Source organism: Streptomyces sp. NPDC055013 (genome assembly GCF_053608645.1).
The window spans coordinates 211,890-238,853 of the sequence record NZ_JBSGVW010000009.1; the positions used below are offsets into that span (position 1 = coordinate 211,890).

General features: G+C 71.6%; 23 protein-coding genes. 19 read left to right on the top strand and 4 right to left on the bottom strand.

Going from position 1 to position 26,964, the window contains the following annotated elements:
- Positions 1 to 186 precede the first annotated feature (186 nt).
- The 14 genes from ACWGDB_RS14665 (at position 187) to ACWGDB_RS14730 (ending at position 17,747) form a co-directional block, all read left to right on the top strand.
- On the top strand, positions 187 to 2,703 hold the full coding sequence (locus ACWGDB_RS14665; protein ID WP_453822766.1) for a Pls/PosA family non-ribosomal peptide synthetase: 2,517 nt from the start codon (positions 187 to 189) through the stop codon (positions 2,701 to 2,703).
- Between the two features lie 5 nt (positions 2,704 to 2,708).
- On the top strand, positions 2,709 to 5,291 hold the full coding sequence (locus ACWGDB_RS14670; RefSeq protein WP_453822767.1) for a non-ribosomal peptide synthetase: 2,583 nt from the start codon (positions 2,709 to 2,711) through the stop codon (positions 5,289 to 5,291).
- A gap of 23 nt (positions 5,292 to 5,314) precedes the next feature.
- The gene (locus tag ACWGDB_RS14675) at positions 5,315 to 6,319 is read left to right on the top strand and encodes a TauD/TfdA family dioxygenase (RefSeq protein ID WP_453822768.1); all 1,005 of its coding nucleotides are present in this window, start codon (positions 5,315 to 5,317) and stop codon (positions 6,317 to 6,319) included.
- Positions 6,316 to 7,386 (top strand): 2,3-diaminopropionate biosynthesis protein SbnB, encoded by a 1,071-nt coding sequence (gene sbnB, locus ACWGDB_RS14680; protein ID WP_453822769.1) that lies wholly within the window; start codon positions 6,316 to 6,318, stop codon positions 7,384 to 7,386. The genes ACWGDB_RS14675 and sbnB overlap by 4 nt, the downstream gene beginning before the upstream one ends.
- A gap of 43 nt (positions 7,387 to 7,429) precedes the next feature.
- Positions 7,430 to 8,467 carry a 2,3-diaminopropionate biosynthesis protein SbnA gene (gene sbnA / locus ACWGDB_RS14685; RefSeq protein ID WP_453822770.1) on the top strand — a complete coding sequence of 346 codons (1,038 nt, stop codon included), beginning with the start codon at positions 7,430 to 7,432 and terminating at the stop codon, positions 8,465 to 8,467.
- A gap of 59 nt (positions 8,468 to 8,526) precedes the next feature.
- Positions 8,527 to 9,111 (top strand): ECF RNA polymerase sigma factor SigK, encoded by a 585-nt coding sequence (gene sigK, locus ACWGDB_RS14690; protein ID WP_451169822.1) that lies wholly within the window; start codon positions 8,527 to 8,529, stop codon positions 9,109 to 9,111.
- Positions 9,111 to 9,863 carry an anti-sigma factor gene (locus ACWGDB_RS14695; protein WP_453822771.1) on the top strand — a complete coding sequence of 251 codons (753 nt, stop codon included), beginning with the start codon at positions 9,111 to 9,113 and terminating at the stop codon, positions 9,861 to 9,863. Before sigK ends, ACWGDB_RS14695 begins: the two co-directional genes overlap by 1 nt.
- A 65-nt stretch (positions 9,864 to 9,928) precedes the next feature.
- Positions 9,929 to 10,762 carry a M55 family metallopeptidase gene (locus tag ACWGDB_RS14700; RefSeq protein WP_453822772.1) on the top strand — a complete coding sequence of 278 codons (834 nt, stop codon included), beginning with the start codon at positions 9,929 to 9,931 and terminating at the stop codon, positions 10,760 to 10,762.
- Complete coding sequence (locus ACWGDB_RS14705; protein WP_453822773.1) at positions 10,755 to 12,059, top strand: M20/M25/M40 family metallo-hydrolase; 1,305 nt, start codon at positions 10,755 to 10,757, stop codon at positions 12,057 to 12,059. Before ACWGDB_RS14700 ends, ACWGDB_RS14705 begins: the two co-directional genes overlap by 8 nt.
- A gap of 5 nt (positions 12,060 to 12,064) precedes the next feature.
- On the top strand, positions 12,065 to 14,029 hold the full coding sequence (locus tag ACWGDB_RS14710; RefSeq protein ID WP_453822774.1) for a dipeptidyl-peptidase 5: 1,965 nt from the start codon (positions 12,065 to 12,067) through the stop codon (positions 14,027 to 14,029).
- Positions 14,026 to 14,949, top strand: a complete 924-nt coding sequence (locus tag ACWGDB_RS14715) for a S66 peptidase family protein (RefSeq protein ID WP_453822775.1) — start codon at positions 14,026 to 14,028, stop codon at positions 14,947 to 14,949. The genes ACWGDB_RS14710 and ACWGDB_RS14715 overlap by 4 nt, the downstream gene beginning before the upstream one ends.
- A 142-nt stretch (positions 14,950 to 15,091) precedes the next feature.
- A complete protein-coding gene (locus ACWGDB_RS14720) occupies positions 15,092 to 16,867 on the top strand; it encodes a CocE/NonD family hydrolase (protein ID WP_453822776.1) in 1,776 nt (591 codons plus the stop codon).
- 57 nt (positions 16,868 to 16,924) lie between these two features.
- Entirely contained in the window at positions 16,925 to 17,179 is a 255-nt protein-coding gene (locus ACWGDB_RS14725; RefSeq protein WP_453822777.1) for a DUF1049 domain-containing protein, read from the top strand.
- Positions 17,180 to 17,198: 19 nt separating this feature from the next.
- A complete protein-coding gene (locus ACWGDB_RS14730; protein ID WP_453822778.1) occupies positions 17,199 to 17,747 on the top strand; it encodes a GNAT family N-acetyltransferase in 549 nt (182 codons plus the stop codon).
- Here the strand turns inward: ACWGDB_RS14730 and ACWGDB_RS14735 are convergent.
- Positions 17,725 to 18,072: a DUF6204 family protein gene (locus ACWGDB_RS14735; protein WP_453822779.1), complete on the bottom strand. Its 348-nt coding sequence runs from the start codon at positions 18,070 to 18,072 to the stop codon at positions 17,725 to 17,727. The two genes, ACWGDB_RS14730 and ACWGDB_RS14735, sit on opposite strands and share 23 nt — an antisense overlap.
- A gap of 67 nt (positions 18,073 to 18,139) precedes the next feature.
- Between ACWGDB_RS14735 and ACWGDB_RS14740 the strand changes: the two genes are divergently transcribed.
- Positions 18,140 to 19,039: an arginase family protein gene (locus ACWGDB_RS14740; protein WP_453822780.1), complete on the top strand. Its 900-nt coding sequence runs from the start codon at positions 18,140 to 18,142 to the stop codon at positions 19,037 to 19,039.
- Here the strand turns inward: ACWGDB_RS14740 and ACWGDB_RS14745 are convergent.
- Positions 19,030 to 19,377, bottom strand: a complete 348-nt coding sequence (locus tag ACWGDB_RS14745) for a VOC family protein (protein ID WP_369274398.1) — start codon at positions 19,375 to 19,377, stop codon at positions 19,030 to 19,032. The two genes, ACWGDB_RS14740 and ACWGDB_RS14745, sit on opposite strands and share 10 nt — an antisense overlap.
- Positions 19,378 to 19,488: 111 nt before the next feature.
- Between ACWGDB_RS14745 and ACWGDB_RS14750 the strand changes: the two genes are divergently transcribed.
- Complete coding sequence (locus tag ACWGDB_RS14750) at positions 19,489 to 19,977, top strand: phage holin family protein (RefSeq protein WP_453822781.1); 489 nt, start codon at positions 19,489 to 19,491, stop codon at positions 19,975 to 19,977.
- A gap of 277 nt (positions 19,978 to 20,254) precedes the next feature.
- On the opposite strand, the gene ACWGDB_RS14755 is transcribed toward ACWGDB_RS14750, so the two are convergent.
- Both ACWGDB_RS14755 and ACWGDB_RS14760 read right to left on the bottom strand, forming a co-directional pair.
- Positions 20,255 to 21,346, bottom strand: a complete 1,092-nt coding sequence (locus ACWGDB_RS14755) for an enolase C-terminal domain-like protein (RefSeq protein WP_453822782.1) — start codon at positions 21,344 to 21,346, stop codon at positions 20,255 to 20,257.
- A 20-nt stretch (positions 21,347 to 21,366) separates the two neighbouring features.
- Positions 21,367 to 22,323, bottom strand: coding sequence for an LLM class F420-dependent oxidoreductase (locus tag ACWGDB_RS14760; protein WP_453822783.1), 957 nt, complete (start codon positions 22,321 to 22,323; stop codon positions 21,367 to 21,369).
- A 220-nt stretch (positions 22,324 to 22,543) separates the two neighbouring features.
- Here ACWGDB_RS14760 and ACWGDB_RS14765 point away from each other — a divergent pair, with 220 nt between their 5' ends.
- Genes ACWGDB_RS14765 through ligD form a run of 3 tightly spaced genes read left to right on the top strand, consistent with a single transcriptional unit; the run spans position 22,544 to position 26,954 of the window.
- Positions 22,544 to 24,184, top strand: coding sequence for an FAD-dependent oxidoreductase (locus ACWGDB_RS14765; RefSeq protein ID WP_453822784.1), 1,641 nt, complete (start codon positions 22,544 to 22,546; stop codon positions 24,182 to 24,184).
- Positions 24,181 to 26,028, top strand: a complete 1,848-nt coding sequence (locus ACWGDB_RS14770; RefSeq protein ID WP_453822785.1) for a transketolase — start codon at positions 24,181 to 24,183, stop codon at positions 26,026 to 26,028. Before ACWGDB_RS14765 ends, ACWGDB_RS14770 begins: the two co-directional genes overlap by 4 nt.
- Positions 26,025 to 26,954, top strand: a complete 930-nt coding sequence (gene ligD / locus ACWGDB_RS14775; protein ID WP_453822786.1) for a non-homologous end-joining DNA ligase — start codon at positions 26,025 to 26,027, stop codon at positions 26,952 to 26,954. The genes ACWGDB_RS14770 and ligD overlap by 4 nt, the downstream gene beginning before the upstream one ends.
- Positions 26,955 to 26,964: the final 10 nt, after the last annotated feature.

Genomic DNA, 26,964 nt, shown 5'->3' on the forward strand with positions numbered 1-26,964 from the left:
CCCGCACAGGGTGGCTGACAAGCGCGCCCAGGGGGCGTGAAAGCAGCGTTCGGCCGCCGCATGGCAGGGCTGGGCGGTCCACCGACTCCGCAACCACATGCACACCCTGGGTAATCGAACGCGGATCGAGTATTAAAAGTTTGCGAATAGGGTGATCTGTCCGCGTATCGGCGCCGAATCAAGTGCATGGAGGAATCCACGGCTCTGCTGGACGGGTGCGGTGAACCGGCCGCCATCGAGAGAACCCTCGCCGCGGTGCTGGCCGAGGTCGTGCGGACCGAGCAGGTGCCGGTCGAGGGGCACTTCTTCGACGACCTGGGTGCCGACTCGCTGGTGATGGCGCACTTCTGCGCACGTGTCAGGAAGCGCGCTGATCTGCCGTCGGTGTCGATGAGGGACGTCTATCGGCACCCGACGATCAGGAGCCTGGCGACGGCGCTCGCGGATGCCGAGCCGGTGCCTCTGGCGGAGCCCGCGGCCGTGGCCCCGGCGCCGGAGTCGCCGGCCCCGGAGCCGGTCAGGTCCGCGGCGGGCAAGCGGCAGTACGTCCTGTGCGGCGCCCTGCAGTTCCTGGCCTTCCTGGCGTACGCCTACCTACTCGCCTTCGGCACCGCCCTGGGGTACGGGTGGATCTCCGGAGGGTCGGGCGTACTCGATGTGTACCTGCGCTCGCTCGTGTTCGGGGGCGCGGCCTTCCTGGTCCTGTGTGTCCTCCCCGTCCTTGTGAAGTGGACCTTCGTGGGCCGCTGGAAGCCTCAGCACATCCCCGTCTGGAGCGTCAGGTACGTCCGCTTCTGGATCGTCAAGACGCTGGTGCGGGCGGACCCGATGGTGCTGTTCAGCGGCTCCCCGCTCTACCTGCTCTACCTCAGGGCACTGGGCGCGAAGGTCGGGCGGGGCGCCGTCGTCCTCTCCCGGAACGTGCCCGTGTGCACCGACCTGCTCACCATCGGTGACGGCGCGGTCGTCCGCAAGGACTCGTTCTTCTCCTGCTACCGGGCACACGCCGGACAGATCCAGACGGGCCCCGTCACCCTCGGCAGGAACGTGCTGGTCAGCGAGGCCACCGTCCTCGACATCGACACGGCGCTGGGCGACGGGGCCCAGCTCGGACACGCCTCCTCGCTGCACCGCGGGCAGGCGGTGCCCGATGGCGAGCACTGGCACGGGTCCCCGGCCCAACGGACCGACGTGGACTACCAGGTGGTCGGGCAGCTCCGCTGCGGTGCGGTGCGCAGGGCGACCCACAGCGTGCTGCAGCTGCTGCTCGCGCTGGTCGTGTACATACCCCTGGCGGTCGGCGGTGTGGCCGCGCTGCTCGTCGAGGTCCCCCAGCTCAGCACGGCTCTGGAGCCGGGACCCGCGGTCTTCGCCGACGGGACGTTCTACCTCGAAGCCCTGGCGATGTCCTTCGTGCTCGTCTTCGGCGCCGTGCCCGCCGGTCTCCTCGTCCTGACCGCCTTGCCCCGGCTGCTCAGCCTGGCCATCAAGCCGGGCAGGACCTACCGTCTGTACGGCTTCCGCTTCGAGGCGCACCGGACGATCACGCTTCTGACCAACTGGCGCTTCCTTAAGCGCCTGTTCGGTGACAGCTCCGCCATCGTCCACTACCTGCGCAGCCTCGGGTACGACCTCTCCCGCGTCCATCAGACCGGGTCGAACTTCGGCACCGAGATGAAGCACGAGACGCCCTATCTGAGCTTCGTCGGGCGCGGCACGATGATCGCCGACGGCCTGTCGATCATGAACGCCGACTTCTCCAGTACCGCCTTCCGGGTGTCCCGGGTGTCGATCGGGCCGCGCAACTTCCTCGGGAACCGGATCGCGTACCCCACGCGGGGCAGGACCGGCGACAACTGCCTGCTCGCGACGAAGGTGATGGTGCCGGTCGACGGGGAGGTCCGCGAGGGGGTCGGGCTGCTGGGCTCGCCCAGCTTCGAGATTCCGCGTTCGGTTCTGCGGGACAGCACGTTCGACCGGCTCAAGGGCGATGAGGAACTGCGGCACGGCCTTGCCGCCAAGAACAGGCACAACGTCGCCACCATGGCGTGGTACCTGCTGTCGCGTTGGATCTTTGCCTTCGCACTCATCCTGCTCGTCACAGCAGCCGCGGAGATGTACGGGCCGCTCGGCGTGACGGGGATCATGCTGGCCGACATCCTCGTCGTGCCGTTCACCATCGCGTACTTCGTGCTGCTCGAACGCGTCGTCACGGCGGTCTGTCCCCTGAAGCCCCTGTTCTGCTCGATCTACACCAGGGACTTCTGGCAGCACGAGCGCTACTGGAAGGTGCCGTCGGAGACGTACGTGAGGATGCTCAACGGCACCCCGTTCAAGAACGTGGTATGGCGGTTGCTGGGGGTGCGGCTCGGCCGCATGGTCTTCGACGACGGCTGTTTCCTGACGGAACGGGCCATGGCCGCCATCGGGGACGGCTGCACGCTCAACCTGGGCAGCGTGATCCAGTGCCACTCGCAGGAGGACGGCGCCTTCAAGTCCGACCGGAGCACGATCGGCTCCGGCTGCACCCTCGGGGTCGGCGCTTTCGTCCACTACGGCGTGACGGTGGGCGACGGTGCGGTGCTCGCCCCGGACTCCTTCCTGATGAAGGGCGAGACGGTCCCGCAGGAGGACCGGTGGGGCGGGAATCCGGCCCGGCCGATCCGCTCGTACAGCGAGGACGAGACGAGGTCGGCCCCATGACATCCATGACGTCCACGACAGCGACCGCGGCGGCCGGCCGGGCGTTCTGGCAGGGCGTGCTCGCCGCCGGCGGGGTCACCACGGTCCCACGGTGGACCCCCGACCCGGTGACCGGCGTTGCCGAGCACGAGGCGACGCTTCCCGAGGATGCGGCGGACGCGCTGAGCCGCCTCGCGAACGATCTGGCGGTACCCCCGCGCTCGGTGCTGCTGGCCGCGCACGCCAAGGTCCTCGCAGCTCTCTCCGGCGAACGCGAGGTCACGACCGGCTACGTCGCCGTACCGGCCGGCCGGCCGCTGCCCTGCCGGCTGACCGTCGAACCCGGCTCGTGGCGGACGCTGGTGCTCCACGCCCACCGGGCCGAGTCGGAACTGCTGCTGCACAAGGACTTCCCCGTCAACGGGCTCCGGCGTGAGTCGGGCCTGCCCGGACCGTCCAGCGAGGCCGAGTTCGATCCGGTCGGCGACGGCGGCGAACTCGCCGAGAACGCCGTGCTGCGGCTGGAGACACCGCGCCCCGGCGAGCGGCCCACACTGCGGCTGCGGTACCGGACCGACGCGCTCGACGCCGACTGCGCCGCGAGGATCGTCGGCTACCACCTCACCGCTCTCACCCTGATCGCCGCCGATCCGGACGCCGCGCACGACCGGCAGAGCCTGCTCTCCGCCGAGGAGCGCCGCTTCCAGCTCGAAGGACTCGCCGGACCCCGCCGTGAGCTGCCCGACCACCGTTTCCACGAGCTCTTCGAACAACGCGTCAGGGCGCACCCGGCCGCCATGGCGGCCGTACACGGCGACCAGCGGTGGACCTACCGGGAACTGAACGCGCGGGCCAACCGGCTGGCGCGGGCCCTGCTGGCCCGGGGACTGGGCCGCGAAGGCGTCGTCGCGGTGGTGATGGAGCGGAACCTGGACTGGGCGGCCGCCGTCCTGGCGGTTCTCAAGGGCGGCGGGGTGTACCTGCCCGTCGAGCCGCACTTCCCGGCCGACCGCATCACGACCATGCTCACTCGTGCCGGTTGCCGGCTCGTGCTGACCGAGCCGGGCAGCACCGCCATGCTCGACGGGGCCCTCGACGCGCTGCCCGCGGTCCGGGCGCTGTCGGTCGACGCTGCTTACGCGGAGGGCCATGCGGACTCCGACCTCGACGTCGGCGTCGCACCGGACCAACTCGCCTACATCTACTTCACGTCCGGCTCCACCGGCGAGCCCAAGGGAGCCATGTGCGAGCACGCGGGCATGCTCAACCACCTCTACGCCAAGATCGACGACCTGGGGATCGGCGAGGGGCAGGTGGTCGCCCAGACCGCGCCCCAGTGCTTCGACATCTCGCTGTGGCAACTGGCTTCCGCGTTGCTGGTCGGCGGACGGACGCTGCTCGTCGAACAGGACGCCATCCTGGACGTGCCGCGGTTCGTCGACACGATCGCCCGCGGCGGGGTCGGCGTCCTCCAGGTCGTGCCGTCGTACCTCGACGCGGTCGTGGCCTACCTGGAGCGGCACCCGCGCGCGCTGCCGGACCTGCGCTGCGTGTCGGTCACCGGCGAGGCGCTGAAATGGGAGCTCGTGCAGCGCTGGTTCGCGGCCGAGCCCGGCATCAGGCTGGTCAACGCGTACGGGCTGACCGAGACCTCGGACGACACCAACCACGAGGTGATGGACCGGGCGCCGGACAACGGACGGATCTCGCTCGGCTCGCCCATCAGCAACGTGCACGTCCATGTCGTCGACGAGCACCTGTCCCCGGTGCCGCTCGGCGCCCCTGGCGCGATCGTCTTCTCCGGGGTCTGCGTCGGCCGCGGCTACGTCAACGACCCCGAGCGCACCCGGCAGGCCTTCCTGCCGGATCCGCACCACGCGGGCCGACGGCTCTACCGGGGCGGCGACTACGGCCGCTGGGTGACCGGGGGCAGGCTGGAGTTCCTCGGCCGCCAGGACACCCAGGTCAAGATCCGCGGCTTCCGGATCGAGATCGGCGAGGTCGAGAGCGCCATGCTGCGGGCCCCCGGGGTCCGCGACGGTGCGGTGGTGGCCGTCGAGGGGGCCGGCCAGGGCGGGCGCCTGGTGGCCTTCTACTCCGGTGACCGCCCGCTCGAGGACGCCGCCCTCAGGGACCGGCTGGCCCGGTCGCTGCCCGAGTACATGGTCCCCTCGGAGTTCCACTGGCGGGAGAGCCTGCCCGTCACCGCCAACGGCAAGGTCGACAGGAAGTCACTGACCGCGCTCGCCGCGCAGCTCAGCGCCGTGACGCCGGACATCGGATCCGCCGGCACCGGGCCCGACATCGCAGAGGAGGGCCGCGACACCCCCCGCACGCCGACCGAACGGCGGCTGGCCGCCCTGTGGGCTCAGGTGCTCGCCGTACCGGAGCACACGATCCGCCGGCACGACCACTTCTTCGACCGTGGCGGCACCTCCCTCGCGGCGGTGCGGCTCGCGATCGCCCTGGACCGTGCGGTGGACGTCAAGGACCTCGCGCGCCACCCGGTCCTGGCCGACCTGGCCCGCCTCGTCACCAGCAGATCCCGAGCCGCCGCGCCCACGGCCCCCGCGGCCGGCGTCGGCCCCGCACCACCGGCTTCCTCTTGAACCACGACCGAAAGGAGACCGAGATGCCGACCTCGCCCCCTGTGCCGATGCTCGACGTGGACCTTCGGCCCGGCAAACCCCCGATCCTGCGCGCCGACTCCACCGGCGACGCGGCGAGTTGGGCCGCCGAGCACCGGGACGCGGTACGGGCCGTCGTGGCCGAGCACGGTTCGGTCCTGGTCCGTGGCCTCGGACTGGGCGACCAGGCCGGGACCGCCGCCGTCTTCCGACGGCTGGGCGCCGGTCTGATGAGCGAGAAGGAGGCCTTCGCGTCCCGGCGGAGGTACGCCGACGGCGTGTACTCCTCGTCCAAGTGGCCGCCGCACCAGCCGATGTGCATGCACCATGAACTCAGTTACACCCTGGAGTTCCCCGGCCTGATGCTGTTCGCCTGCCTCGGCGCCCCCGACGCCGGCGGGGCCACCGCGCTCGCCGACGCACCCACCGTGCTGGGCGCGCTGCCCACCGATCTCGTCGAGCGGTTCCTGAGGGAGGGCTGGCTGCTCACCCGCAACTACAACGAGGAGATCGGGGCGTCCCTGACCGATGCCTTCGGCAGTGAGGACCACGGTGCGGTCGAGAGCTACTGCCGCGCGGCCGCGATCGAGTTCGAGTGGCAACCCGACGGCGGACTGCGGACCTGGCAGCGCCGCAGCGCCGTGGTGCGGCACCCGGTCACCGGCCGGCGCTGCTGGTTCAACCAGATCGCGTTCCTCAACGAGTGGACCCTGGCCCCCGAGATTCGTGAGTACCTGGTCGACATCTACGGTGCCGACGGGCTGCCGTTCAACACCCGCTACGGGGACGGCGCACCGATCGGCGAGGACACCGTGCAGCTGCTGAACGAGGTCTATCAGTCCCACACCGTGCGCGAGCCGTGGCAGGCCGGCGACCTGATGCTCGTCGACAACGTCCGCACCGCCCACAGCAGGGAGCCGTACGAGGGGCCGCGCGAGGTGCTCGTCGCGATGGCGGACGCGGTGCGCCTGGCCGACTGCTCGCCGACCGTGGAGGTGATCACCCCATGACCACCACCCGTTCCGGCACCTGGGAGTCCGAACCGTCCGGGCCCGCCGCCGTGCCGCCGTTCGCGATCGTGTCGGGCGGCCAGGTCCAGCAAGCGCTGCAAGGGCGCGAGAAACAGATCGTGGAGGTGGTCGAGGAAACCTACCGGCTGCACGACGCCGGTGATTCGGTGAACCCGCCGTCCCACTTCCTGCGCTTCCCCGACCGCCCGTCGTCCCGGATCATCGCCCTGCCCGCCTCGATCGGCGGGGAGGCAGGGGTGGACGGCCTGAAGTGGATCTCCAGCTTTCCGCAGAACGTCGCGGCCGGCATTCCCAGGGCCTCGGCGGTGCTCATCCTCAACGACCGCCACACCGGCTACCCGTTCGTCTGCATGGAAGCCTCGATCATCAGCGCCACGAGGACGGCCGCGTCGGCGGCCCTTGCGGCGGACCGACTCAGCCGTGACCGAGGGCGCCCGACACGCGTCGGTTTCATCGGGACGGGCCTGATCGCCCGCTACATCCACACCTTCCTGGCCGGTACCGGCTGGTCGTTCGACACCATCGGTGTGCACGACGTGTCCGCCGACAGCGCCGCCGGGTTCCGCTGTTACCTGGAGCAGTCCGGCGCCGCCGGCTGGATCGTCCTGCACGACAGCGCCGAGCAGTTGATACGCCGGAGCGACCTGGTCGTGTTCGCCACGGTCGCCGCCCGGCCGCACGTCCACGATCCGTCGTGGTTCGCACACCGTCCGCTCGTGCTGCACGTGTCGCTGCGCGACCTGGCCCCTGAGGTCGTGCTCGCCTCGGACAACATCGTCGACGACGTCGAGCACTGTCTGAGGGCGGACACCTCCGTCCACCTGGCCGAACAGCTCACCGGCAACCGCGACTTCGTGACGGGGACGCTGGCGGACGTGATGGCCGCACGCGTATCGCCGTCGGCGGACCGGACGGTGGTGTTCTCGCCCTTCGGTCTCGGAGTGCTCGATCTGGCAGTCGGCAAGTACGTCTACGACGAGGTGGCGGGCTCCGGCGAGCTGCATGTCGTGGACGGCTTCTTCCATGAGTTGAGCCGGTACGGATGACCACCGTCCGGCTCCGTTTGCTCTTCAATCCGCGGAGGCCATCGTGTCAGTCATATCCGCCCCGTACACCTTCAACGAGGAGGATCTCTACGTCGACCTCCAGCCGACACTGGGGCACAGGCTCTACCTGAAGTGCGAGGGCTTCAACTTCGCCGGCTCGATCAAGCTGAAGCCCGCCACCGAGATGGTGGAGGCTGCCGAACAGGCAGGGGTCCTGACGCCGCGGTCGGTCCTGCTGGAGTCCTCGTCGGGCAACATGGGCGTGGCCCTCAGCATGATCGCCGCGAGCAAGGGCTACCGGTTCCTGTGCGTGACGGACTCCCGCTGCAACCTGTCGACCAGGCTGGTGATGGAGGCGCTGGGCGCCCAGGTGCACGTGGTCACCGAGCCGAGTGCCGACGGCGGCTTCCTCCGGGCGCGGCTCGACTACGTTCGCGCACTGTCCGCCCTCGACGACCGGTACATATGGCTCAGCCAGTACACCAACCCGGGCAACTGGAGAGCGCACTACCGCAGGACGGCACCGGCCATCGCCCGCTCGTTCCCGGGACTGGACGTCCTGTTCGTCGGGGCCGGCACCACCGGGACACTGATGGGCTGCGCCCGCTTCTTCCGGCAGTGGCACCGGCCGGTCCGCATCGTGGCGGTGGACAGCGCCGGCTCGGTGACCTTCGGCGGGACCCCGGGCCGCCGCATGCTTCCCGGCCTGGGCATGAGCGTGAGCCCGCCCCTGCTCGACGAGTCCTACGTCGACGAGGCGGTGCACGTCGAGGAGGCGGACACCATCCGCGCCTGCCACCGCATGGCCAGACGCGGATTCCTCTTCGGCGGCTCCACCGGCACCGTCGTCAGCGGCGCCACACGCTGGCTGGCCGCGCACGAGCCGGACGGTCTGACCGCGGTGGCGATCGCCCCTGACCTGGGGGAGCGCTACCTCGAGACCGTCTACCAGGCCAACTGGGTCCAGGCCCTCTACGGCGATGACGTGCTCCACCCCGGTGGCCAGGTCGCCGCCGGTTCGCGGGTCGCCCGCCCCGCTCCACTGCGGGATGCGGACGACGGCCGGGACTCGGACACTTAAAGAGAGGGTGGGTGAACTGAACATGATGGATCGGGGCATTTACACAGGTGGGAGAGGGTGTGGCCAAGCGGGAGGCATCCGGGGCCCGGCGCATCGGTACATCCGAGACCGATCGCCTGTTGGTTTCCGTCGCTGCGGGCAGCCAGGACGCGTTCTCCCGGTTGTACGACGCGGCCGCCGGGCCGATCTACGGAATCGCGTGCCGGGTCCTGCAGGACCCCGCGCGCGCCGAGGAGGTCACCCAGGAGGTCATGCTCGAGGTCTGGCAGAGCGCGCCGCGCTACCGGCCGGAGAGCGGGCACGCCATGACCTGGATGCTGACAATCGCTCACCACCGCGCCGTGGACAGCGTCCGCACGCTGCAAAGGTCCGCCGAGCGCGAGCGCGCCGTCTCCCAGCACGAGGCGACGCCGGCCTTCGACGACGTCGTGGACGCCGTGGAGGCGCTCGGGGAATGCGAACAGGTCCGCTCGTGCCTGAAGGAGCTCAGCACCGAGCTGCGGCAGCCGGTGGTGCTCGCTTACTACGAGGGCCTGACCCATACCGAGATCGCTTCGAGGCTGTCCCTGCCGCTCGGCACCGTCAAGAGCCGTCTGCGCAGGGCTCTGACCCGTCTGCGGCACTGCCTGGGAGCTCCGCCGTGATGACAGCCGAATCGCACGATGCACACGACCTCGTGGGTGCCTATGCGGTGAACGCCCTCACCCAGGAGGAACGGGAGGCCTTCCGCCGCCATCTCGCCGACTGCGCCGACTGCGTCCAGGAGACGCTCCGTCATCAGGAGGCCGCGGGCCGGCTGGCGCTCGCGGCAGCCCGCACGCCGCCGCAGGGTCTGAAGGACCGCGTCCTCGCCGAGGTGGCCCGGACCCCCCAGCTCCCGCCGAGGCTCCCCGGCCCCGCGAAGGGGCGCCGCTTCCGACGATCCACGCCCCCTCTGATGCACCTCGCGCTGGCCGCCAGTCTGGCCGCGGCCGCCGCGCTCGGCGGGCTGGCGGCCTGGCAGCACCAGGAGGCGCGGGACACCCGCCAGGAGGCCCGCAGCCAGGCCGCCGACCTCGGCCGGCTCCTCGCGGCTCCCGACACCACCTTCGTCAGGAAGGACCTGGCCTACGGCGGATCCGGCACCGTGGCGGTTTCACGGGACCTGAACGAGGCCGTCTACTTCTGCCAGGACCTGGCCCCCCTGCCCGCGGACAAGACCTACCAGATGTGGTACGTCGACCCCGGCGACGCAGTCCGCTCCGCCGGGCTCCTCGCCGCCAAGGCCGGCCTGCAGTCCGCGACCCTTCCCCCGCCCGGCGCCGCCGCCGCACTCGCCGTCACCGTCGAGCCGAGCGCGGGTTCCTCCCACCCCACCAGCGATCCGGTCGCCACTTTCCCGTTGCCCACTTCCTGATCGGCTGGGCCGGCGTCCTGCTGTCTCGTAGGAAGTTGCCTCGCCGACGCGTAACGTGAAGCAGCATGAGACTCCTCATCAGCGCCGACATGGAGGGCGCCACCGGAGTGACCTGGCCGGCCGACGTGCTGCCGGGGACGCCTGAGTGGGAGCGGTGCCGGGGGATGTTCACGTCGGACGTCAACGCCGCCGTGCTGGGATTCTTCGACGGGGGTGCCGACGCCGTCGTCATCAACGAGGCCCACTGGACCATGCGCAACCTGCTGCTCGAACGGCTCGACGAGCGCGCGGAGATGCTCACCGGGCGGCACAAGACGCTGTCCATGGTCGAGGGCGTGCAGCACGGCGACGTGGACGGCATCGCCTTCGTCGGCTACCACGCGGGCGCCGGCATGGAGGGCGTCCTCGCCCACACCTACCTCGCGAACTCCATCACCGGGGTGTGGCTGAATGACGTACGGGCGAGTGAGGGGCTGCTGAACGCGCACGTCGTCGCCGAGTACGGCGTGCCCGTCGTGCTCGTCACCGGCGACGACGTGGCCTGCGAGGACGCGCTCGGGTACGCACCCGAAGCACTGAAGGTCGCCGTCAAGGACCACGTCTCGCGGTACGCGGCCGTGTGCCGTACGCCGACCAGGACCGCGGGCGACATCCGTGCGGCGGCCAAGGCGGCGGCCGGGCTGGCGGTCCGTCAGGAGCCGGTGAGCGAGGGTCCGTTCACCATCGCGGTCGAGTTCGACGCCGAGCACCTCGCGATGGCCGCCACCGTCGTCCCCGGTGTCGAACGGATCGGTGAGCGCAAGGTGGCGTACACCAGCGAACGCATGTACGAGGGAATCCGTACCTTCAAGGCGGTCACCACGATCGTCTCGGCCGCGGTGGAGGAGCAGTATGGCTGACGGGCAGGCACTGGACGAGGTCGTGACGTTCACCTCCGACCTCATCCGCATCGACACGACCAATCGCGGCGGCGGCGACTGCCAGGAGCGTCCCGCCGCCGAGTACGCCGCCGCGCAGCTGGCCGAGGCGGGCCTGGCGCCCACCCTGCTGGAGCGCACCAGGGGCCGTACGAACGTCGTCGCCCGCTTCGAGGGCACCGACCCGTCGGCGGACGCGCTGCTCGTCCACGGACACCTGGACGTGGTGCCCGCGCAGGCCGACGAGTGGAGCGTGCACCCCTTCTCCGGGGAGATCCGCGACGGGGTCGTGTGGGGCCGGGGCGCGGTCGACATGAAGAACATGGACGCGATGATCCTGGCCGTGGTCCGGGGCTGGGCCCGCGCGGGCGTACGCCCCCGGCGGGACGTCGTGATCGCGTTCACCGCCGACGAGGAGGCGAGCGCCCAGGACGGCTCCGGATTTCTCGCGGACCGGCATGCGGAGCTGTTCGAGGGCTGCACCGAGGGCATCGGCGAGTCCGGCGCGTTCACCTTCCACGACGGCAGCGGCCGGCAGATCTACCCGATCGCGGCGGGGGAGCGCGGCACCGGCTGGATCAAACTGACGGCACGCGGGCGGGCCGCGCACGGCTCCCGGCCCAACCGGGAGAACGCGGTGAGCCGTCTCGCCGCCGCCGTCACCCGGATCGGCGCCCACGAGTGGCCGCTGCGGCTGACCCCGACCGTGCGCGCCGCCCTCACCGAACTCGCCGCGCTGTACGGCCTCGACGCAGACCTGGACGACGTGGACGGCCTGCTGGAGAAGCTCGGCCCGGCGGCCCAGCTCGTGGAGGCGACCGTCCGCAACAGCGCCAACCCGACCATGCTGGAGGCGGGTTACAAGGTCAACGTCATTCCGGGGGAGGCCGTGGCCTACGTCGACGGGCGGTATCTGCCCGGCTTCGAGGACGAGTTCCGGGCGACCGTCGACGAGCTCACCGGGCCCGACGTGGAGTGGGAGTTCCACCATCGGGAGGTGGCCCTCCAGTCACCCGTGGACTCGCCGACGTACGCCGGAATGCGCGCCGCCGTCGAGGAGTTCGCGCCCGAGGGTCACACGGTCCCGTACTGCATGCCCGGCGGCACCGACGCCAAGCAGTTCTCTCGGCTCGGCATCACCGGCTACGGCTTCTCACCGCTGAGGCTGCCGGACGGGTACGACTACGGGGCCATGTTCCACGGCGTCGACGAGCGCGTGCCGGTCGAGGCGCTGCACTTCGGCGTCCGGGTCCTCGACCGCTTCCTGCGTACGGCCTAGGCGAGATGGGGGAGACAGTGCAGACGCTGGCGTACGGTTCGTGGCCCTCACCCATCGACGCGGCTCTCGCCGCCACCCACGACGGGCATCCCGAGTACGTGGGCTTCGTCGGTGACGAGGCCTGGTGGACCGAGCCGCGGCCGACCGAGGGCGGGCGGCGCACCCTGGTGCGGCGCCGGGCCGACGGCACGGAGGAGTCCGTGCTGCCCGCTCCGTGGAACGTGCGCAGCCGGGTCGTCGAGTACGGCGGACAGCCCTGGGCCGGAGAGGTGGCCGACGGCCTGCCGCTCGTCGTCTTCGTCGACTTCGCCGACCAGCGGCTCTACCGGTACGAGGAGGGCGCCGAACCGCGTCCGATCACGCCCGTGTCCTCGGTGGGCGGTGGACTGCGCTGGGCGGAGCCGCAGTTGCGGCTCGACCTCGGTGAAGTGTGGTGCGTGCTGGAGGAGTTCACCGGCGAGGGGCCCACCGACGTGCGGCGTGTCCTGGCCGCCGTCCCGCTGGACGGCTCGGCGGCCGACAGCCGGGAAGCCGTACGCGAACTCACCGACGACCGGCACCGGTTCATCACCGGAGCGCGGATCTCACCCGACGGGCGGCGGGCGGCGTGGCTCGTCTGGGACCATCCGCGGATGCCGTGGGACGGCACGGAGCTGCTGGTCGCCGACATCGGCGCCGACGGCACGCTCGCCGCCCCGCGGACCGTCGCCGGGGGGCCGGACGAGTCGATCGCCCAGGCCGACTGGTCGGCCGACGGCCGGCTGCTGTACGCCAGCGACCGCAGCGGCTGGTGGAACCTCTACCGCGACGGCGAACCGCTCTGCCCGCGCGAGGAGGAGTTCGGCGGACCGCTGTGGAAGCCGGGCCTGCGCTGGTTCGCCCCGCTGGCGAGCGGACCCGTCGCCGTCGTGCACGGGCGCGGCTCGACCGCCCTCGGCGTACTGGACCCCGAGACCGGCGAGGTCGTCGACGCGGCCGGCCCCTGGACCGAGTTCGCGCCCACCCTCGCGGTGTACGGCGAGCGGGTCGTCGCCGTCGGAGCCAGTCCCCGCAGCGCCTACGAGGTGGTGGAGCTCGACACCTGCACGGGCCGGGCCCGGGTCATCGGAGCCGAGCACGACGACGCCGTGGACCCCGCCCACTACCCCGAGCCGCAGATCCGCACCATCACCGGCCCCGCCGGAGACGGGATCCACGCGCACATCTACCCGCCGCACAACCCCGGCTGCGTGGCCCCCGGAGACACACCGCCGCCGTACGTCGTCTGGGCGCACGGCGGCCCCACCGGCCGTGCACCCCTCGTCCTCGACCTGTCGATCGCCTACTTCACCTCGCGCGGTATCGGGGTCGCCGAGGTCAACTACGGCGGCTCCACCGGGTACGGCAGGGAGTACCGCAACCGGCTGCGCGAGCAGTGGGGCGTGGTCGACGTAGAGGACTGCGCGGCCGTCGCGCTCGCCCTCGCCGACGAGGGCACCGCAGACCGCGGCCGGCTCGCCATCCGCGGCGGCAGCGCGGGCGGCTGGACCGCGGCCGCGTCCCTCACCACCACCGACATCTACGCCTGCGGCACGATCCTCTACCCCATCCTCGACCTGGCGAGCTGGGGCGACGGGGAGACCCACGACCTGGAGTCGCAGTACCTGGAATCCCTGATCGGACCGCTCGCCGAGGTGCCGGCACGGTACGCGGAACGCTCACCCGCGGCGCACGCCGACCGCCTCACCGTGCCCTTCCTGCTGCTCCAGGGCCTCGACGACGTGATCTGCCCGCCGACCCAGTGCGAGCGGTTCCTCGCCCGCATGGAGGGGCGCCGGGTGCCGCACGCCTACATCGCCTTCGAGGGGGAGGGCCACGGATTCCGGCGCGCGGAGACGATGATCCGCGTCCTGGAGTCCGAACTATCCCTGTATGCCCAGGTGTTCGGGCTCAACCCGCCCGGTGTCCCCAGACTGGAACTCGCCAAGTGAACCCCCTCCTTCGCCCCTCCAGGATCGCCCCCGGCGCCCGCGTGGCCGTCGTCGCACCCAGCGGACCCGTTCCCGAGGAACGGCTGCGGGCCGGCCTCGACGTGCTGCGCGGCTGGGGTCTCGACCCGGTGGTGGCACCCCATGTGCTCGACCGGCACGGGGAGCTGGCGTACCTGGCGGGCGCGGACGCCGACCGGGCCGCCGATCTGCAGACCGCCTGGTGCGATCCGGCCGTCGACGCCGTGCTGTGCGCCCGGGGCGGCTACGGGGCGCAGCGCCTGGTCGGGCTCCTCGACTGGGAGGCGATGCGGGCGGCCGGACCCAAGGTGTTCGTCGGCTTCAGCGACGTCACCGCGCTGCACGAGGCGTTCGCCAACCGGCTGGGCCTGGTCACCCTGCACGGACCGATGGCCGCGGGCGTCGACTTCATCAAGAACGCGCGGGCGCAGGACCACCTGCGGACCACGCTGTTCGAGCCGGAATCCGTGCGTACGATCGCCTCCACCGGCTCCGCACTGATCCCCGGCCGGGCGCGGGGAGTCACACTCGGCGGCTGTCTCAGCCTGCTCGCCGCCGAGATCGGGACCCCGTGTGCCCGGACCTCCGCACGCGGCGGTCTGCTGTGCCTTGAGGACGTGGGTGAGGAGACGTACCGGCTCGACCGCTACCTCACCCAACTCCTGCGCGCCGGACTGTTCGACGGCGTGCGCGGCGTGCTGCTCGGGTCGTGGCAGGAGTGCGAGCCGTACGAGCGGGTGCGTGCGCTGCTCCTGGACCGGCTGGGTGGCCTCGGTGTGCCCGTTGTGGAGGAGTTCGGGTTCGGGCACGGTGAAGGGGCGTTGACGATCCCCCTCGGCGTGGGCGCCGAACTCGACGCCGGTGCAGGCACGTTGACCCTCGACGAGCCGGCTCTGCGCTGAGCGCGTTTCACTGAATCTCCGTCAAGAAACCCCCGTCACGGCGATTGACCTCGCTTGACACGTGTCACACCATGGCAACCGGCCAGTACTTACTGGTCGGTAAGCCGGGCTGTCCTCAGCGTGCCTCAGTGTGGAGGTCTCCGTGTCCCGTCGCGTGCCCAGATTCCGAGCCCCACTCGCTCTCGTCCTCGGCGTCACGCTCACCGCACCCCTCGCGCTCACCGCTCCGGCCGCCGCGAGCGGCCGGTACACCGTCACCGCCCTGAAGTTCACCGTCCAGGCGGGCGGCCGCACCTGCACCGTCGACGCAGATCTGTACCGGCCCGCGGGCGTGGACCGCGCCCGTCCCGCACCCGCCGTCCTCGCCACCAACGGCTTTGGCGGCAGCAAGTCCGACGGCTCGACCGACGCCATGGGAAAGGCCTTCGCCCAGCGCGGGTACGTCTCCCTCATCTACTCCGGCCTCGGCTTCGGCAAGTCCGGCTGCCTGATCTCGCTCGACGACCCCACCATCGACGGCGTCGCCGCCTCGCGGCTGATCGACTTCCTGGGCGGCAAGCGCGCCGCCGACGACGGCACGAAGGCGGACTTCGTCACCCTCGACGCCCCCGGCGACCCGCGCGTCGGCATGGCCGGCGGCTCCTACGGCGGGGCCGTCCAGCTGGCCGCCGCGGCCGTCGACCAGCGCCTCGACGCGCTCGCGCCGATGATCACCTGGAACGACCTCGCCTACTCCCTCGACCCGAACAACGCCGTCGGCAGCGGCGGCGTGCCCGGCGCCTTCAAATGGCAGTGGGCCAACGGCTTCTACGTCATGGGCGAGGGACAGCCGCTGCTGGAAGCCGGACTCGACCCCTCCCGCATCAACTCCCTGGCCTGCCTGCACTTCGTCACCAAGGCCTGCGACACCATCCGCACCCTCAACTCCGGCCGCTACCCGGCCGAGCGGACCGCCGAGCTGCTCGCCTACGCGCGCAGCGTCTCCCCGGTGTCGTACCTGAGCCGCGTCAAGGCACCCACCCTCCTCGTCCAGGGCCAGGCCGACAGCCTCTTCAACCTCAACGAGGCCACGGCGACGTACAACACCCTCAAGGGCCAGGGGACACCGACGAAGATGATCTGGCAGGCCTGGGGTCACAGCGGCGGCCTCACCGACCCGGCCGCCGGTGAACTCGACCTCGGCCAGGGCAACCTGGAGACCAGCTACGTCGGCCGGCGCATCCTCGCCTGGTTCGACCGGTACCTGGGGAAGAAGAACGTCGACACCGGCCCGGCCTTCGCCTACCACCGCGACTGGATCACCGACCCCGACCACACCTACGCCACCGCCGACCGCGTCCCCGCGCTCAGCCGGACGCTCTATCTCTCCGGCGACGGCAAACTCGTCGACAACCGGCGCAAGGTGGCACGCGGCAGCCGCACCTACAGCAACTGGCTGACCCCCACCAGCCACTCGGAGAGTTCACTCGCCGCACTCCTCGGCATCCCGGACCCGGCGCCGTACGACACTCCGGGCACCTACCTCGGCTGGACCAGCGAGCCGCTCGCGCGCGCCACCGACGTCGTGGGCGCGCCCCGAGCCACGCTCAAGGTCGTCTCCCCGAGGGCCGAGCGGACGCAGACCTCGCAGGACGCCGCCGACAAACTCGTGCTGTTCGCCAAGCTGTACGACGTGGCGCCGGACGGCACCCGGACGCTGGTGCACCGGCTGGTGGCACCGGTGCGGGTGCCGGACGTGACGAAGAGCTTCACGGTGACCCTGCCGGGCATCGTGCACCGGTACGAGAAGGGGCACCGCCTGCGGTTCGTGATCGCGGCGAGTGACGGTGCGTACTTCGGGAACCGGGGGATCAAGCCGGTGACCGTGGTCAGCGCGCCCCAGGACACGGGGGTGCTGCAGCTGCCGGTGCTCGACTGAGCGCAGGTGAAGGGCTCTCACGGTGCGTGATCACGGATTGGGGAGCATCCTGGACATATGACCGCGAAGACGTCGGAGAGGGGCAGGAAGGTCGACGGGCGCCGGGGTGGCGTGCGCGGGGCAATGACGCCGGCCCGGATCGCTGTGCTGGTGCTCGTCGTCCTCGCCCTGATCTTCATCTTCGAGAACACCGCGGAGACCGAGATCCGGCTGCTGATCCCCGTGGTGACGATGCCGCTGTGGGTGGCGCTACTCGCCGTGGGCATCATTGGCGCGCTGTTCGGGGCGTTCTTCATGCGACGGCGCCGCTGACCGGTCGTACGCTGTCGGAATGCCGCACCCTGCGTCCCGCTACCTCGCCGAAGGCCCCCGCGTGGGCATACGCCACTTCACCTACGAGGACGGTGGCGAGTTCACCGCGCGCGCCCGGCAGAGCAAGGAACTGCACCAGCCCTGGCTCTTCCCGCCGGACAGCGGCACCGCGTACGCCGCCTACGCCGGGCGGCTGATCGAGGACCCGACCAAGGCGGGGTTCCTGGTCTGCGCGAAGGACGACAGTGGGGGCATCGCGGGGTTCATCAACATCAACAACATCGTCGAGGGCGCCTTCCAGAGCGGCGCCCTCGGCTACGGCGCCTTCGCGCACGCGGCCGGGCGCGGCCTCATGCGGGAGGGCCTCGACCTGGTGGTCGGCCACGCCTTCGGCCCGTTGCGCCTGCACCGGCTGGAGATCAACGTCCAGCCGGCCAACACCGCCTCCATAGCCCTCGCCCGCGCCTGCGGCTTCCGCCTGGAGGGCTTCTCGCCGGGCATGCTCTTCATCGACGGGGCCTGGCGGGACCATCAGCGGTGGGCGATCACCGCCGAGATGCGGGCTTGAAGTTGATCTTCATCGTGTCGAGGTCCGTGACCGTCGACTTCAGATCGCGGTAGCCGTAGCCCAGCTCGCGCAGCGCCCTCTCGGCCCGGTCCTCGGCGATCACGCCGGCCATCTCCTCGCCGTCCGCCGCGTCGGAGACCACCACGTAGCGCATCGAGAAGTGCTTGAGCGGCGACGGCTCGTAGGAGAGCGACCCCTCCTCGCTGAACCGCATGCTGGTCAGACCGTGCTCCCCGGCCTCGGCGAGCAGCTGTGCGCGGGCCGTGTCGGTGAGAGTGTCCCAAGTGCCCCGGACGATCACCCGGTACGTGTGCTGCTCGCTCATGCTCCCGCTACCTGCTCCCGCGTCAATGGCATTGAAGGCCGACTCTACGTCGGCGAGGATGAACCGCATGCGGAATATCGTCGTGCTCGACGCACCCTCCAACCTGGGCCTGCGCCCGCCCGCCCCCGGCGCCGTGCCCGGCTGCCACAAACTCGCCGGGGCGTTGCGTGAGCAGCGGATCGTGCAGCGCCTGCGGGCACTGGAGGGCGGTGTGGTCGTGCCGCCGAGGTACGACAGGGGGGACTGGCAGGAGGGGGACGGCGTGTTCAACGCTGCCGCCATCGCCGGGTACACCCGCAGGCTCGCCGACCGGATCGAGCACCATGTGCGCGCCGGGGACCTTCCGGTCGTCCTGGGCGGCGACTGTTCCATCAACCTGGGCGCCGCCCTCGCGCTGCGCCGTATCGGCCGCTACGGGCTGGCCGTCGTGGACGCCTCGCCCGACTTCCGGCACCCGGGCAACTCCGAGCGGGTCGGCGCGGCGGGCGGCGAGGAGGTCGCGCTGTCCACCGGGCGCGGGCAGGAGGACCTGACCAACCTGGAGGGGCTCAGGCCCTATCTGCGCGACGAGGACGTGCGGTACTTCGGCATCCGCGACTGCTTCGAGGAGGATCGCGCCGAGCTCGCCGACCTGAAGATTCCCGTGGTGACCGTCGGCGACCTGCGCGAATGGGGCGCGCAGGACCTGGGGTCCGTCACCCGCCAGGCCTTCGAGATCCCGCAACTGGACGGCTTCTGGGTGCACCTGGACGCCGACGTCCTCGACCCGTCGGTCATGCCCGCCGTCGACAGCCCCGACCCGGAAGGCCTCATGCCCGACGAACTCGTCGCGCTGCTGAGGCCGTTGCTCGCCTCCGCGCACTGCGCCGGCCTCAACGTCACCATCTACGACCCCGATCTGGACCCGGAGGGCACGGCCGGCGCGCTGCTCGCCGACATCGTCGTGTCGGCCTTCGATCAGGACTGACGGTCCGCGTACTCGTAGATCGTCCCGTCCGGATGCAGCGCCAGCAGATTGCGTCCCACCGGCGTCGGCACCGGGCCTGCGATGATGTGGGCGCCCAGCTCGCTCAGCACCTGGTGCGCCTCGTCGACGTCCTTGACGGCGATCGTCGCAGCGACCTTGCGCAGCACCTCCAGCTCGGCCTCCGGACCGCTCATCAGCAAGAAGCAGCCGATCGCGGCCACCTGGACGCCGCCGCGCTCGAAGCGGAGGGCGGGGGCGCCCGCGAGCCGTTCGTAGAACGGGACCGCGGTCTCCAGGTCGTCGACGCAGACACGCAGCGTGGTTCCCAGGATGTCCATACGGACGAGCCTAGTTGGGGGCGGCCGGGGAGTGTGATCGTTTCACGCGATCCCCTCACACGGCGCGTGACGGCGGTGTTATACGTATGCCCGTACGGGTACTCGGCGCCCATGGACCGCTTGGATCACCTTGAGCACCTGGACAAGCACCTGGTCGACGAGCTGGCACAGGTGGCGCGTGAGACCGTCCGCGACGAACTGCGCGAACAGACGCGCAGGCAGCGCCGCCGGGCCACGCTGTACGCCGCGTCCGGCGCCGTCGCCCTGTACGCGGGCGCGGCCCTCGCGCTCGCGCTGGGACTGGGCCTCGGCGCCGGGCTGCCGGACTGGGCCGCCGCACTGATCACCGCGGTGATTCTCGGCGCGGCGGCGTATGCGCTGCGCGGCGCGGCACGTCCGTCCGCGAGCCGGCCGGCGGCGGACGAGGCGGGACTGACGGCCACTCACGGTCACACCGCCGAGGGCGCCGTGCCGTACCCGCCCATGCCGCCCGCGCCGCCCGGGTCCGCAGTGCCGGGCGTGGGGACGCCGGACGCGCGCGGTGCACGCAATCCGCTCCCTGACGACATCGGCCCCGAGCAGCCGCACCACCGGGCGTGACGCCCGTGCGCATGCCGTGGGAGAGGGCCCTGCCGAAGCGCGGCAGGGCCCTCGTCGTGACCGGGGCCGGTGGTGTCGGCCGGGCCGGGAGGGCTTCGCCGGGGCAGCGGACGAGGTGCAGCAGGCCGGCCGTGAGGCGCTGACCGTCACCGCGGACATGGCCGGCGCCAAGCCGTCGACCACGCGGTCCAGCAAGTCGCCGACGCCTTCGGGCGCATCTACGTCCGGGTCGACAACGCCTGTGCCGGGATCCTCGTGGGCACCCCGGTTCTCCTGCTCAGGCCACCCGGTACTCCTGGGCCTCCTCCGCCCGCAACGTCAGCCCATGGCCGATGCCCTGGGTCGGGGCCACCGCGCCGCCTGTCGGGTCCAGGGCGCCGGTGAAGAGCATGTCCTCCAGGCGGACGTGGTCGTGGAACCACTCGATGTGGCGGAGGTTGGGGACGGCGGCCGCCGCGGCGGCGTGGGCGTGCGGGGCGCAGTGGGCCGAGACGTCCAGGCCGTGGGCCTGCGCCAGGGCGGCGGCGCGCAGGAACTCCGTGACGCCGCCGCAGCGGGTGGCGTCGATCTGGAGGCAGTCGACCGCGCCCGAGGTGATCATGCGGGCGAAGTACGGGAGGTCGTAGCCGTATTCACCGGCCGTGACGTCGCACGGCAGACGGTCGCGGACCAGACGCAGGCCCGTCAGGTCGTCCGAGGACACCGGCTCCTCGAACCAGCCGACGCCGTGCTCGGCGAGGGCGTGGCCGACGCGGACCGCCTGTTTGCGGGTGTAGGCGCCGTCGGCGTCCACGTACAACTCCGCCTTGGGGCCGATCACTTGACGCGCGGCCTCGACCCGGGACATGTCGCGCAGCACCGCGCGGCCCCGGTCCTCACCGATCTTGATCTTCACGCGCGGGATGTGCTGCCCGTGCACCCAGCCGTTCAACTGCGCGGCCAGATGCTTGTCGTGGTACGTCGTGAAGCCGCCGCTGCCGTAGACGGGGACGCGTTCGCGGCACAGGCCGAGGAGCCGGGCCAGGGGCAGTTCGAGGAGTCGGGCCTTGAGGTCCCACAGGGCGATGTCCAGCGCCGAGATCGCGCACGCGGCGACGCCGGCGCGGCCGGCATTGCGGATCGCGCGGGCCATCGCGTCGTGCGCGGCCGGAATGTCCAGGGCGTCACGTCCCTCGACGAGGGGTGCGAGATGGTCGCGCAGGAAGTCGCCGATCGCCGCCGGGCCGTATGTCCAGCCGGTGCCGGTCGCGTCGCCCGCCGCCACCTCGGCGATCACCACGGTGGTGGAGTTCCAGGCCAGCGTGCCGTCCGCCTCGGGGGCGTCGGTGGGGACCGTGTAGACGGAGACGACGGGGAGATGGAGTTTCATGGCGTCCTGGGCCGTCCCTCTCACTGCTGGAGCTGAGGCAGCACCTTCGTACGGTAGAAGTCGAAGAAGCCGCGTTGGTCGGGTCCGATCTGGTTGACGTAGATCCGGTCGAAGCCCGCCTCGGCGAAGGCGTTCAGCGCGGACACGTGCTCGTCGGTGTCGTCCCCGCACACCGTGTTCTCGCGCACCATCTGCTCGGTGATCAGCGGCTCGAGCTGCTCGAAGTGGCTCGGCGAGGGCAGGATCTGGCCCATCTCACCGGGCAGCAGCTGGTTGGACCACAGCCGGCGGACGGTGCGCACGGCCTCGTCGCGGTCGGTGCCGTAGCAGACCTTCGTGCCGCCCATGACCGGCTTGGCGTTCCCGCCGCCCTTGCGGAACTGGGTGACCAGCTCCTCGTCCGGCATCATCGTGATGAAGCCGTCGCCGACCCGCGCCGCGAGGGAGGTCGCCGCCGGGCCGAAGCCGGAGACGTCGATCTGGACGGGCTCGTCGGGGACCGTGTAGAGGCGGGCGTTCTCCACCCGGTAGTGGGTGCCGTAGTGGCTGATCTCCTCGCCGGAGAACAGCCGGCGCATGATCAGGATCGCCTCCTCCAGCATGTCCATGCGCACGCTCGCGGGCGGCCACACATGGCCGAGGATGTGCTCGTTCAGGGCCTCGCCGGTGCCGACGCCGAGGCGGAATCGGCCGTTCGTCATCACCGCGCAGGTCGCCGCCGCCTGGGCCACCACCGCCGGGTGGATCCGCACGGTCGGGCAGGTCACGGCCGTCTCGATGGGCAGGGACACCGCCCCCGAGAGCGCGCCGATCACCGACCACACGAAGGGGCTCTGGCCCTGCGCGTCGTTCCACGGGTGGTAGTGGTCCGAGATCCACAGCGACTGGAATCCGGCCTGCTCGGCCATGCGCGCCTGCTCGACGAGATCGGCGGGGCGGAATTCCTCGGTCGCCAGGAAGTAGCCGTACTCGGGCATGAAGGGCACCTCCGGGGCTGCCGCGTCGGCGGCGATGACGGGTCGCCGTCCCGGGTACCCGGAGGCCCGGCCGGAAACCGGGCCGGGCGCCTGGGCGTGGCCCTGACGTGCTGCCTCGAGGTTCCGGAAACCGGCGCCGTCACCGGGGCGGACGTTTGGCGGCCCTGACCAGGGGGACGCGGAAGGCTCCCGAGGTACGCGACAGGCCCGGAGGCCAACCGTGAGTCGACCCCGCATCGTGATCGTCGGCGCCGGATTCGCCGGGTACCGGGCGGCACGCACCCTCTCCCGGATCACCCGGCGTCAAGCCGACATCACCCTGCTGAACCCGACCGACTACTTCCTGTATCTGCCCCTGCTGCCCCAGGTCGCCGCCGGCATCCTGGAACCGCGCCGGGTGACCGTCTCGCTGTCCGGCACCCTGCGCCATGTGCGGCTCGTGCTGGGCGAGGCCGACGGCATCGACCTGGACGGAAACACCGTCCACTACACCGGCCCCGAGGGCGACGTGGGAACGCTGCCCTACGACCGGCTGATCCTCGCCGCGGGCAGCGTGAACAAGCTGCTGCCCATCCCCGGCGTCGCTGAGCACGCGCACGGCTTCCGCGGCCTTCCCGAGGCGCTGTACCTGCGCGACCACGTGACCCGGCAGGTGGAGCTGGCGGCCACCGCGGATGATCCCAAGAGCTGCGCCGCACGCTGCACCTTCGTGGTGGTGGGTGCCGGTTACACCGGCACGGAGGTCGCCGCGCAGGGCCAGCTGTTCACCGACTCCCAGGTGCGCAAGCACCCCCTGCGCGCGGGCATGCGGCCACGCTGGCTGCTGCTCGACATCGCCGATCGCGTGCTGCCCGAGATGGACGAGAGGTTGTCGCGGACCGCCGACCGGGTGCTGCGGCAGCGGGGCGTGGACGTGCGGATGGGCACCTCGGTGAAGGAGGCCACGCACAACGGGGTGGTGCTGAGCGACGGCTCGTTCGTCGACACCCGCACGCTCGTGTGGTGCGTCGGCGTACGGCCCGATCCGCTCGCCGAGTCCCTCGAACTGCCCATGGAGAAGGGCCGCCTGCTCGTCGACCCGCACCTCCAGGTGCCCGGCCGGCCCGAGCTGTTCGCCGCCGGGGACGCGGCCGCCGTGCCCGATCTGGAGAAGCCCGGCGAGTACACGCCTATGACCGCCCAGCACGCCTGGCGGCAGGGCAGGACGGTGGGCCAGAACGTGGCCGCGTCCCTCGGCATGGGCGAGCGGCGCGCCTACCGCCACCGCGACCTGGGCTTCGTCGTCGACCTGGGCGGCGTCAAGGCCGCGGCCAACCCGCTCGGCGTCCCCCTGTCCGGCGTGGCGGCGGGCGCGGTGACCCGCGGCTACCACCTCGCCGCCATGCCCGGCAACCGCGTCCGCGTCGCCGCCGACTGGCTCCTGGACGCCGTACTGCCGCGCCAGGCCGTCCAGTTGGGGCTGGTGCGGTCGTGGTCGGTACCGCTGGACACGGCGTCGCCGGAGGTGGCACGGGTACCGGGGCGGGCAGAGAAGGGTGCACAGGACAAAAAGGGGGAGAAGCGCCGGGAGCCTGCCGGGAGCCGGCCGGGCGGCGAGCCCGCCGGGAACCAGGCCGACGGCCCCGAGGGAACCGAACCGCCCGACCCCGTCCAGGACCCCGACGCCGCCAAGCACCCCGAACCCCCCGGACCCGTGAAGCGGCCCGACTCCCGAGCGGGTGGCCGTGAGCCGGGTTCCGGCCCCGGCGCCGATACGGGCGGCGAACCTCCCCCCGGGACACCGGCCGTCCACAAACCGCACCCGGACGCGCCCATCGCCCCCGAACCCCGCTCCCAGGACCCTTCAAAAGGAGACTCATGAACACCGCTGAACTCGTCGAACTGGCACAGCAGTTGCGGGTGGACAGCGTGCGTGCGTCCGACGCCGCGGGATCGGGGCATCCGACCTCGTCGATGTCCGCCGCGGATCTGATGGCCGTCCTCCTCGCGGAGCACCTCCGCTATGACATCGACCGACCCGCCCACCCCGGCAACGACCGCTTCGTCCTCTCCAAGGGACACGCCTCGCCGCTTCTGTACGCCGCCTACAAGGCCGCCGGCGCCATCGAGGACGGCGAACTGGTCACCTTCCGCAAGCTCGGCAGCCGGCTCGAAGGGCATCCGACGCCGCGGCGGCTGCCCTGGGTGGAGACCGCGACCGGGTCGCTCGGGCAGGGGCTGCCGGTCGGCGTCGGCATCGCGCTGGCCGGGCAGCGACTGGACCGGACCGGGTACCGGGTGTGGGTGCTGTGCGGGGACAGCGAGCTCGCCGAGGGGTCCGTGTGGGAGGCCGCCGAGCACGCGGCGTACGAGCGTCTGGACAACCTCACCGCCATCGTCGACGTGAACCGGCTCGGCCAGCGCGGCCCGACCCGGCACGGCCATGACCTCGACGCCTACGCCCGCCGCTTCCAGGCCTTCGGCTGGCACACCATCGAGATCGACGGGCACGACGTGGACGCCATCGACCGCGCGTACGCAGAGGCCGAGTCCACCGTCGGGCAGCCCACCGTGATCCTCGCCCGCACTCTCAAGGGCAAGGGCGTCGAGGCCGTGGAGGACCGTGAGGGACTGCACGGAAAGCCGCTGCCGGATGCCGACGAGGCCATCGCCGAACTCGGCGGACGGCGCGACCTGCGCATCCACGTCCACGAGCCGTCCGCGACCCGCATGCTGCACTCCGTACCCGACGGCCGCCTCGACCTGCCCCGCTGGGACAAGGGGGAGGAGGTCGCCACCCGCAACGCCTACGGCGAGGCGCTCGCCGCGCTCGGCACCGGTCGCGGCGACATCGTCGCCCTCGACGGCGAGGTGAGCGACTCCACCCGCGCCGAGTTCTTCGCCAAGGAACACCCCGACCGCTTCTTCGAGTGCTACATCGCCGAGCAGCAGCTGGTCGCCGCGGCGGTGGGGCTCGCGACCCGTGGCTGGGTGCCGTACGCCTCCACCTTCGCCGCCTTCCTCACCCGCGCCTACGACTTCGTGCGCATGGCGTCCGTCAGCGGCGCCGGCATCAACCTCGTCGGCTCGCACGCGGGCGTCGCGATCGGGCAGGACGGGCCGAGCCAGATGGGCCTGGAGGACCTGGCGATGATGCGGGCCGTGCACGGCTCGACCGTGCTGTACCCGTGCGACGCCAACCAGGCCGCGCAGCTCGTCGCGGCCATGGCCGGCCTGGACGGCGTCCGCTACCTGCGCACCTCGCGCGGCGCCGCCCCGGTCATCTACGGCCCCGACGAGGAGTTCCCGGTCGGCGGCAGCAAGGTGCTGCGCTCCAGTGACCGCGACCGGCTGACCGTCGTCGCGGCCGGCGTGACCGTGCACGAGGCGCTCGCCGCCGCCGACGTCCTGGCCCGTGAGGGCATCCAGGTCAGGGTCCTCGACCTCTACTCGGTCAAGCCCGTCGACCGGGACACCCTGCGCCGGGCCGCCGAGGAGACCGGCTGCCTGCTCACCGTGGAGGACCACCACGAGGAGGGCGGCATCGGCGACGCCGTCCTCGACGCGTTCCTCGACGGGCGCCCGGTGCCCCGCCTGGTGCGCCTCGCCGTCCGCATGATGCCGGGCTCGGCCTCGCCGGACGAGCAGCTGCACGCCGCGGGCATCGACGCCGCGTCCATCGCCGCCGCGGGCAAGCTGCTGGTGGAGGAGGCGGTCGTACGGTGACCGACGACGACGGTACGAGGAAGGTGCGGGCGGGCCGCCGTACCGTCGAGGTCAAACGCGTCGACAAGGTGCTCTTTCCCGGCGACGGGGGCGCGAAGGAGTACACCAAGGGCGACCTCGTCGACTACTACCGGTCCGTCGCCGAGTTCCTGCTGCCGCACCTGCGTGGCCGCCCGCTGATGCTGGAGCGGCACCCCGACGGCATCGACGGCCCGCGGTTCATGCAGAAGAACACCCCGGAGCACTACCCGGACTGGATCTCCCGCGTCGAGGTCGCCAAGGAGGACGGCACCGTCCGCCACACGGTCTGCGACGACGTCGCGACCCTCATCTACCTCGCCGACCAGGCCTGCCTCACCCTGCACCGCTGGCTGTCACGCACCGAGCACGTCGACCGGCCCGATCGCCTGGTCTTCGACCTCGACCCGGCCGGTGACGACTTCGGGCAGGTGAGGCAGGCGGCCGGGCTGCTGGGCGAACTGCTCGACGAGCTGAAGCTGCCGTCGGCGCTGATGACCACCGGCTCACGCGGCCTGCACGTCGTCGTGCCACTCAAGGGAGAGGAGGACCACGACCAGGTACGCGAGTTCGCCCGGGACGTCGCCGACACCCTCGCCGCCGCCCACCCGGACCGGCTCACCACCGCCGCCCGCAAGAAGGACCGCGGCGACCGCCTCTACCTCGACGTGCAGCGCAACGCCTACGCCCAGACAGCGGTCGCGCCCTACAGCGTGCGCCCCCGTCCCGGCGCACCCGTCGCCACCCCGCTGACCTGGTCCCACCTGGACGACCCGGATCTCGACGCCCGCCGCTGGAGCATCGCGGACGCCGTGGAACAGGCCCGCACCAACCCATGGGAGGGGGTGATGAGCCGGCCCCGTGCGCTGGGACCCGCGCGCCGCCGGCTCGACGCACTCCGTGGCTGAGACACACAAA

Coding starts and splice junctions, on each gene's coding strand:
- ACWGDB_RS14665 (WP_453822766.1), top strand. CDS start 187: ATGGAGGAATCCACGGCTCTGCTGGACGGGTGCGGTGAACCGGCCGCC.
- ACWGDB_RS14670 (WP_453822767.1), top strand. CDS start 2,709: ATGACGTCCACGACAGCGACCGCGGCGGCCGGCCGGGCGTTCTGGCAG.
- ACWGDB_RS14675 (WP_453822768.1), top strand. CDS start 5,315: ATGCCGACCTCGCCCCCTGTGCCGATGCTCGACGTGGACCTTCGGCCC.
- sbnB (WP_453822769.1), top strand. CDS start 6,316: ATGACCACCACCCGTTCCGGCACCTGGGAGTCCGAACCGTCCGGGCCC.
- ACWGDB_RS14695 (WP_453822771.1), top strand. CDS start 9,111: ATGACAGCCGAATCGCACGATGCACACGACCTCGTGGGTGCCTATGCG.
- ACWGDB_RS14700 (WP_453822772.1), top strand. CDS start 9,929: ATGAGACTCCTCATCAGCGCCGACATGGAGGGCGCCACCGGAGTGACC.
- ACWGDB_RS14705 (WP_453822773.1), top strand. CDS start 10,755: ATGGCTGACGGGCAGGCACTGGACGAGGTCGTGACGTTCACCTCCGAC.
- ACWGDB_RS14710 (WP_453822774.1), top strand. CDS start 12,065: ATGGGGGAGACAGTGCAGACGCTGGCGTACGGTTCGTGGCCCTCACCC.
- ACWGDB_RS14725 (WP_453822777.1), top strand. CDS start 16,925: ATGACCGCGAAGACGTCGGAGAGGGGCAGGAAGGTCGACGGGCGCCGG.
- ACWGDB_RS14730 (WP_453822778.1), top strand. CDS start 17,199: ATGCCGCACCCTGCGTCCCGCTACCTCGCCGAAGGCCCCCGCGTGGGC.
- ACWGDB_RS14735 (WP_453822779.1), bottom strand. CDS start 18,072: ATGAGCGAGCAGCACACGTACCGGGTGATCGTCCGGGGCACTTGGGAC.
- ACWGDB_RS14740 (WP_453822780.1), top strand. CDS start 18,140: ATGCGGAATATCGTCGTGCTCGACGCACCCTCCAACCTGGGCCTGCGC.
- ACWGDB_RS14745 (WP_369274398.1), bottom strand. CDS start 19,377: ATGGACATCCTGGGAACCACGCTGCGTGTCTGCGTCGACGACCTGGAG.
- ACWGDB_RS14750 (WP_453822781.1), top strand. CDS start 19,489: ATGGACCGCTTGGATCACCTTGAGCACCTGGACAAGCACCTGGTCGAC.
- ACWGDB_RS14755 (WP_453822782.1), bottom strand. CDS start 21,346: ATGAAACTCCATCTCCCCGTCGTCTCCGTCTACACGGTCCCCACCGAC.
- ACWGDB_RS14760 (WP_453822783.1), bottom strand. CDS start 22,323: ATGCCCGAGTACGGCTACTTCCTGGCGACCGAGGAATTCCGCCCCGCC.
- ACWGDB_RS14770 (WP_453822785.1), top strand. CDS start 24,181: ATGAACACCGCTGAACTCGTCGAACTGGCACAGCAGTTGCGGGTGGAC.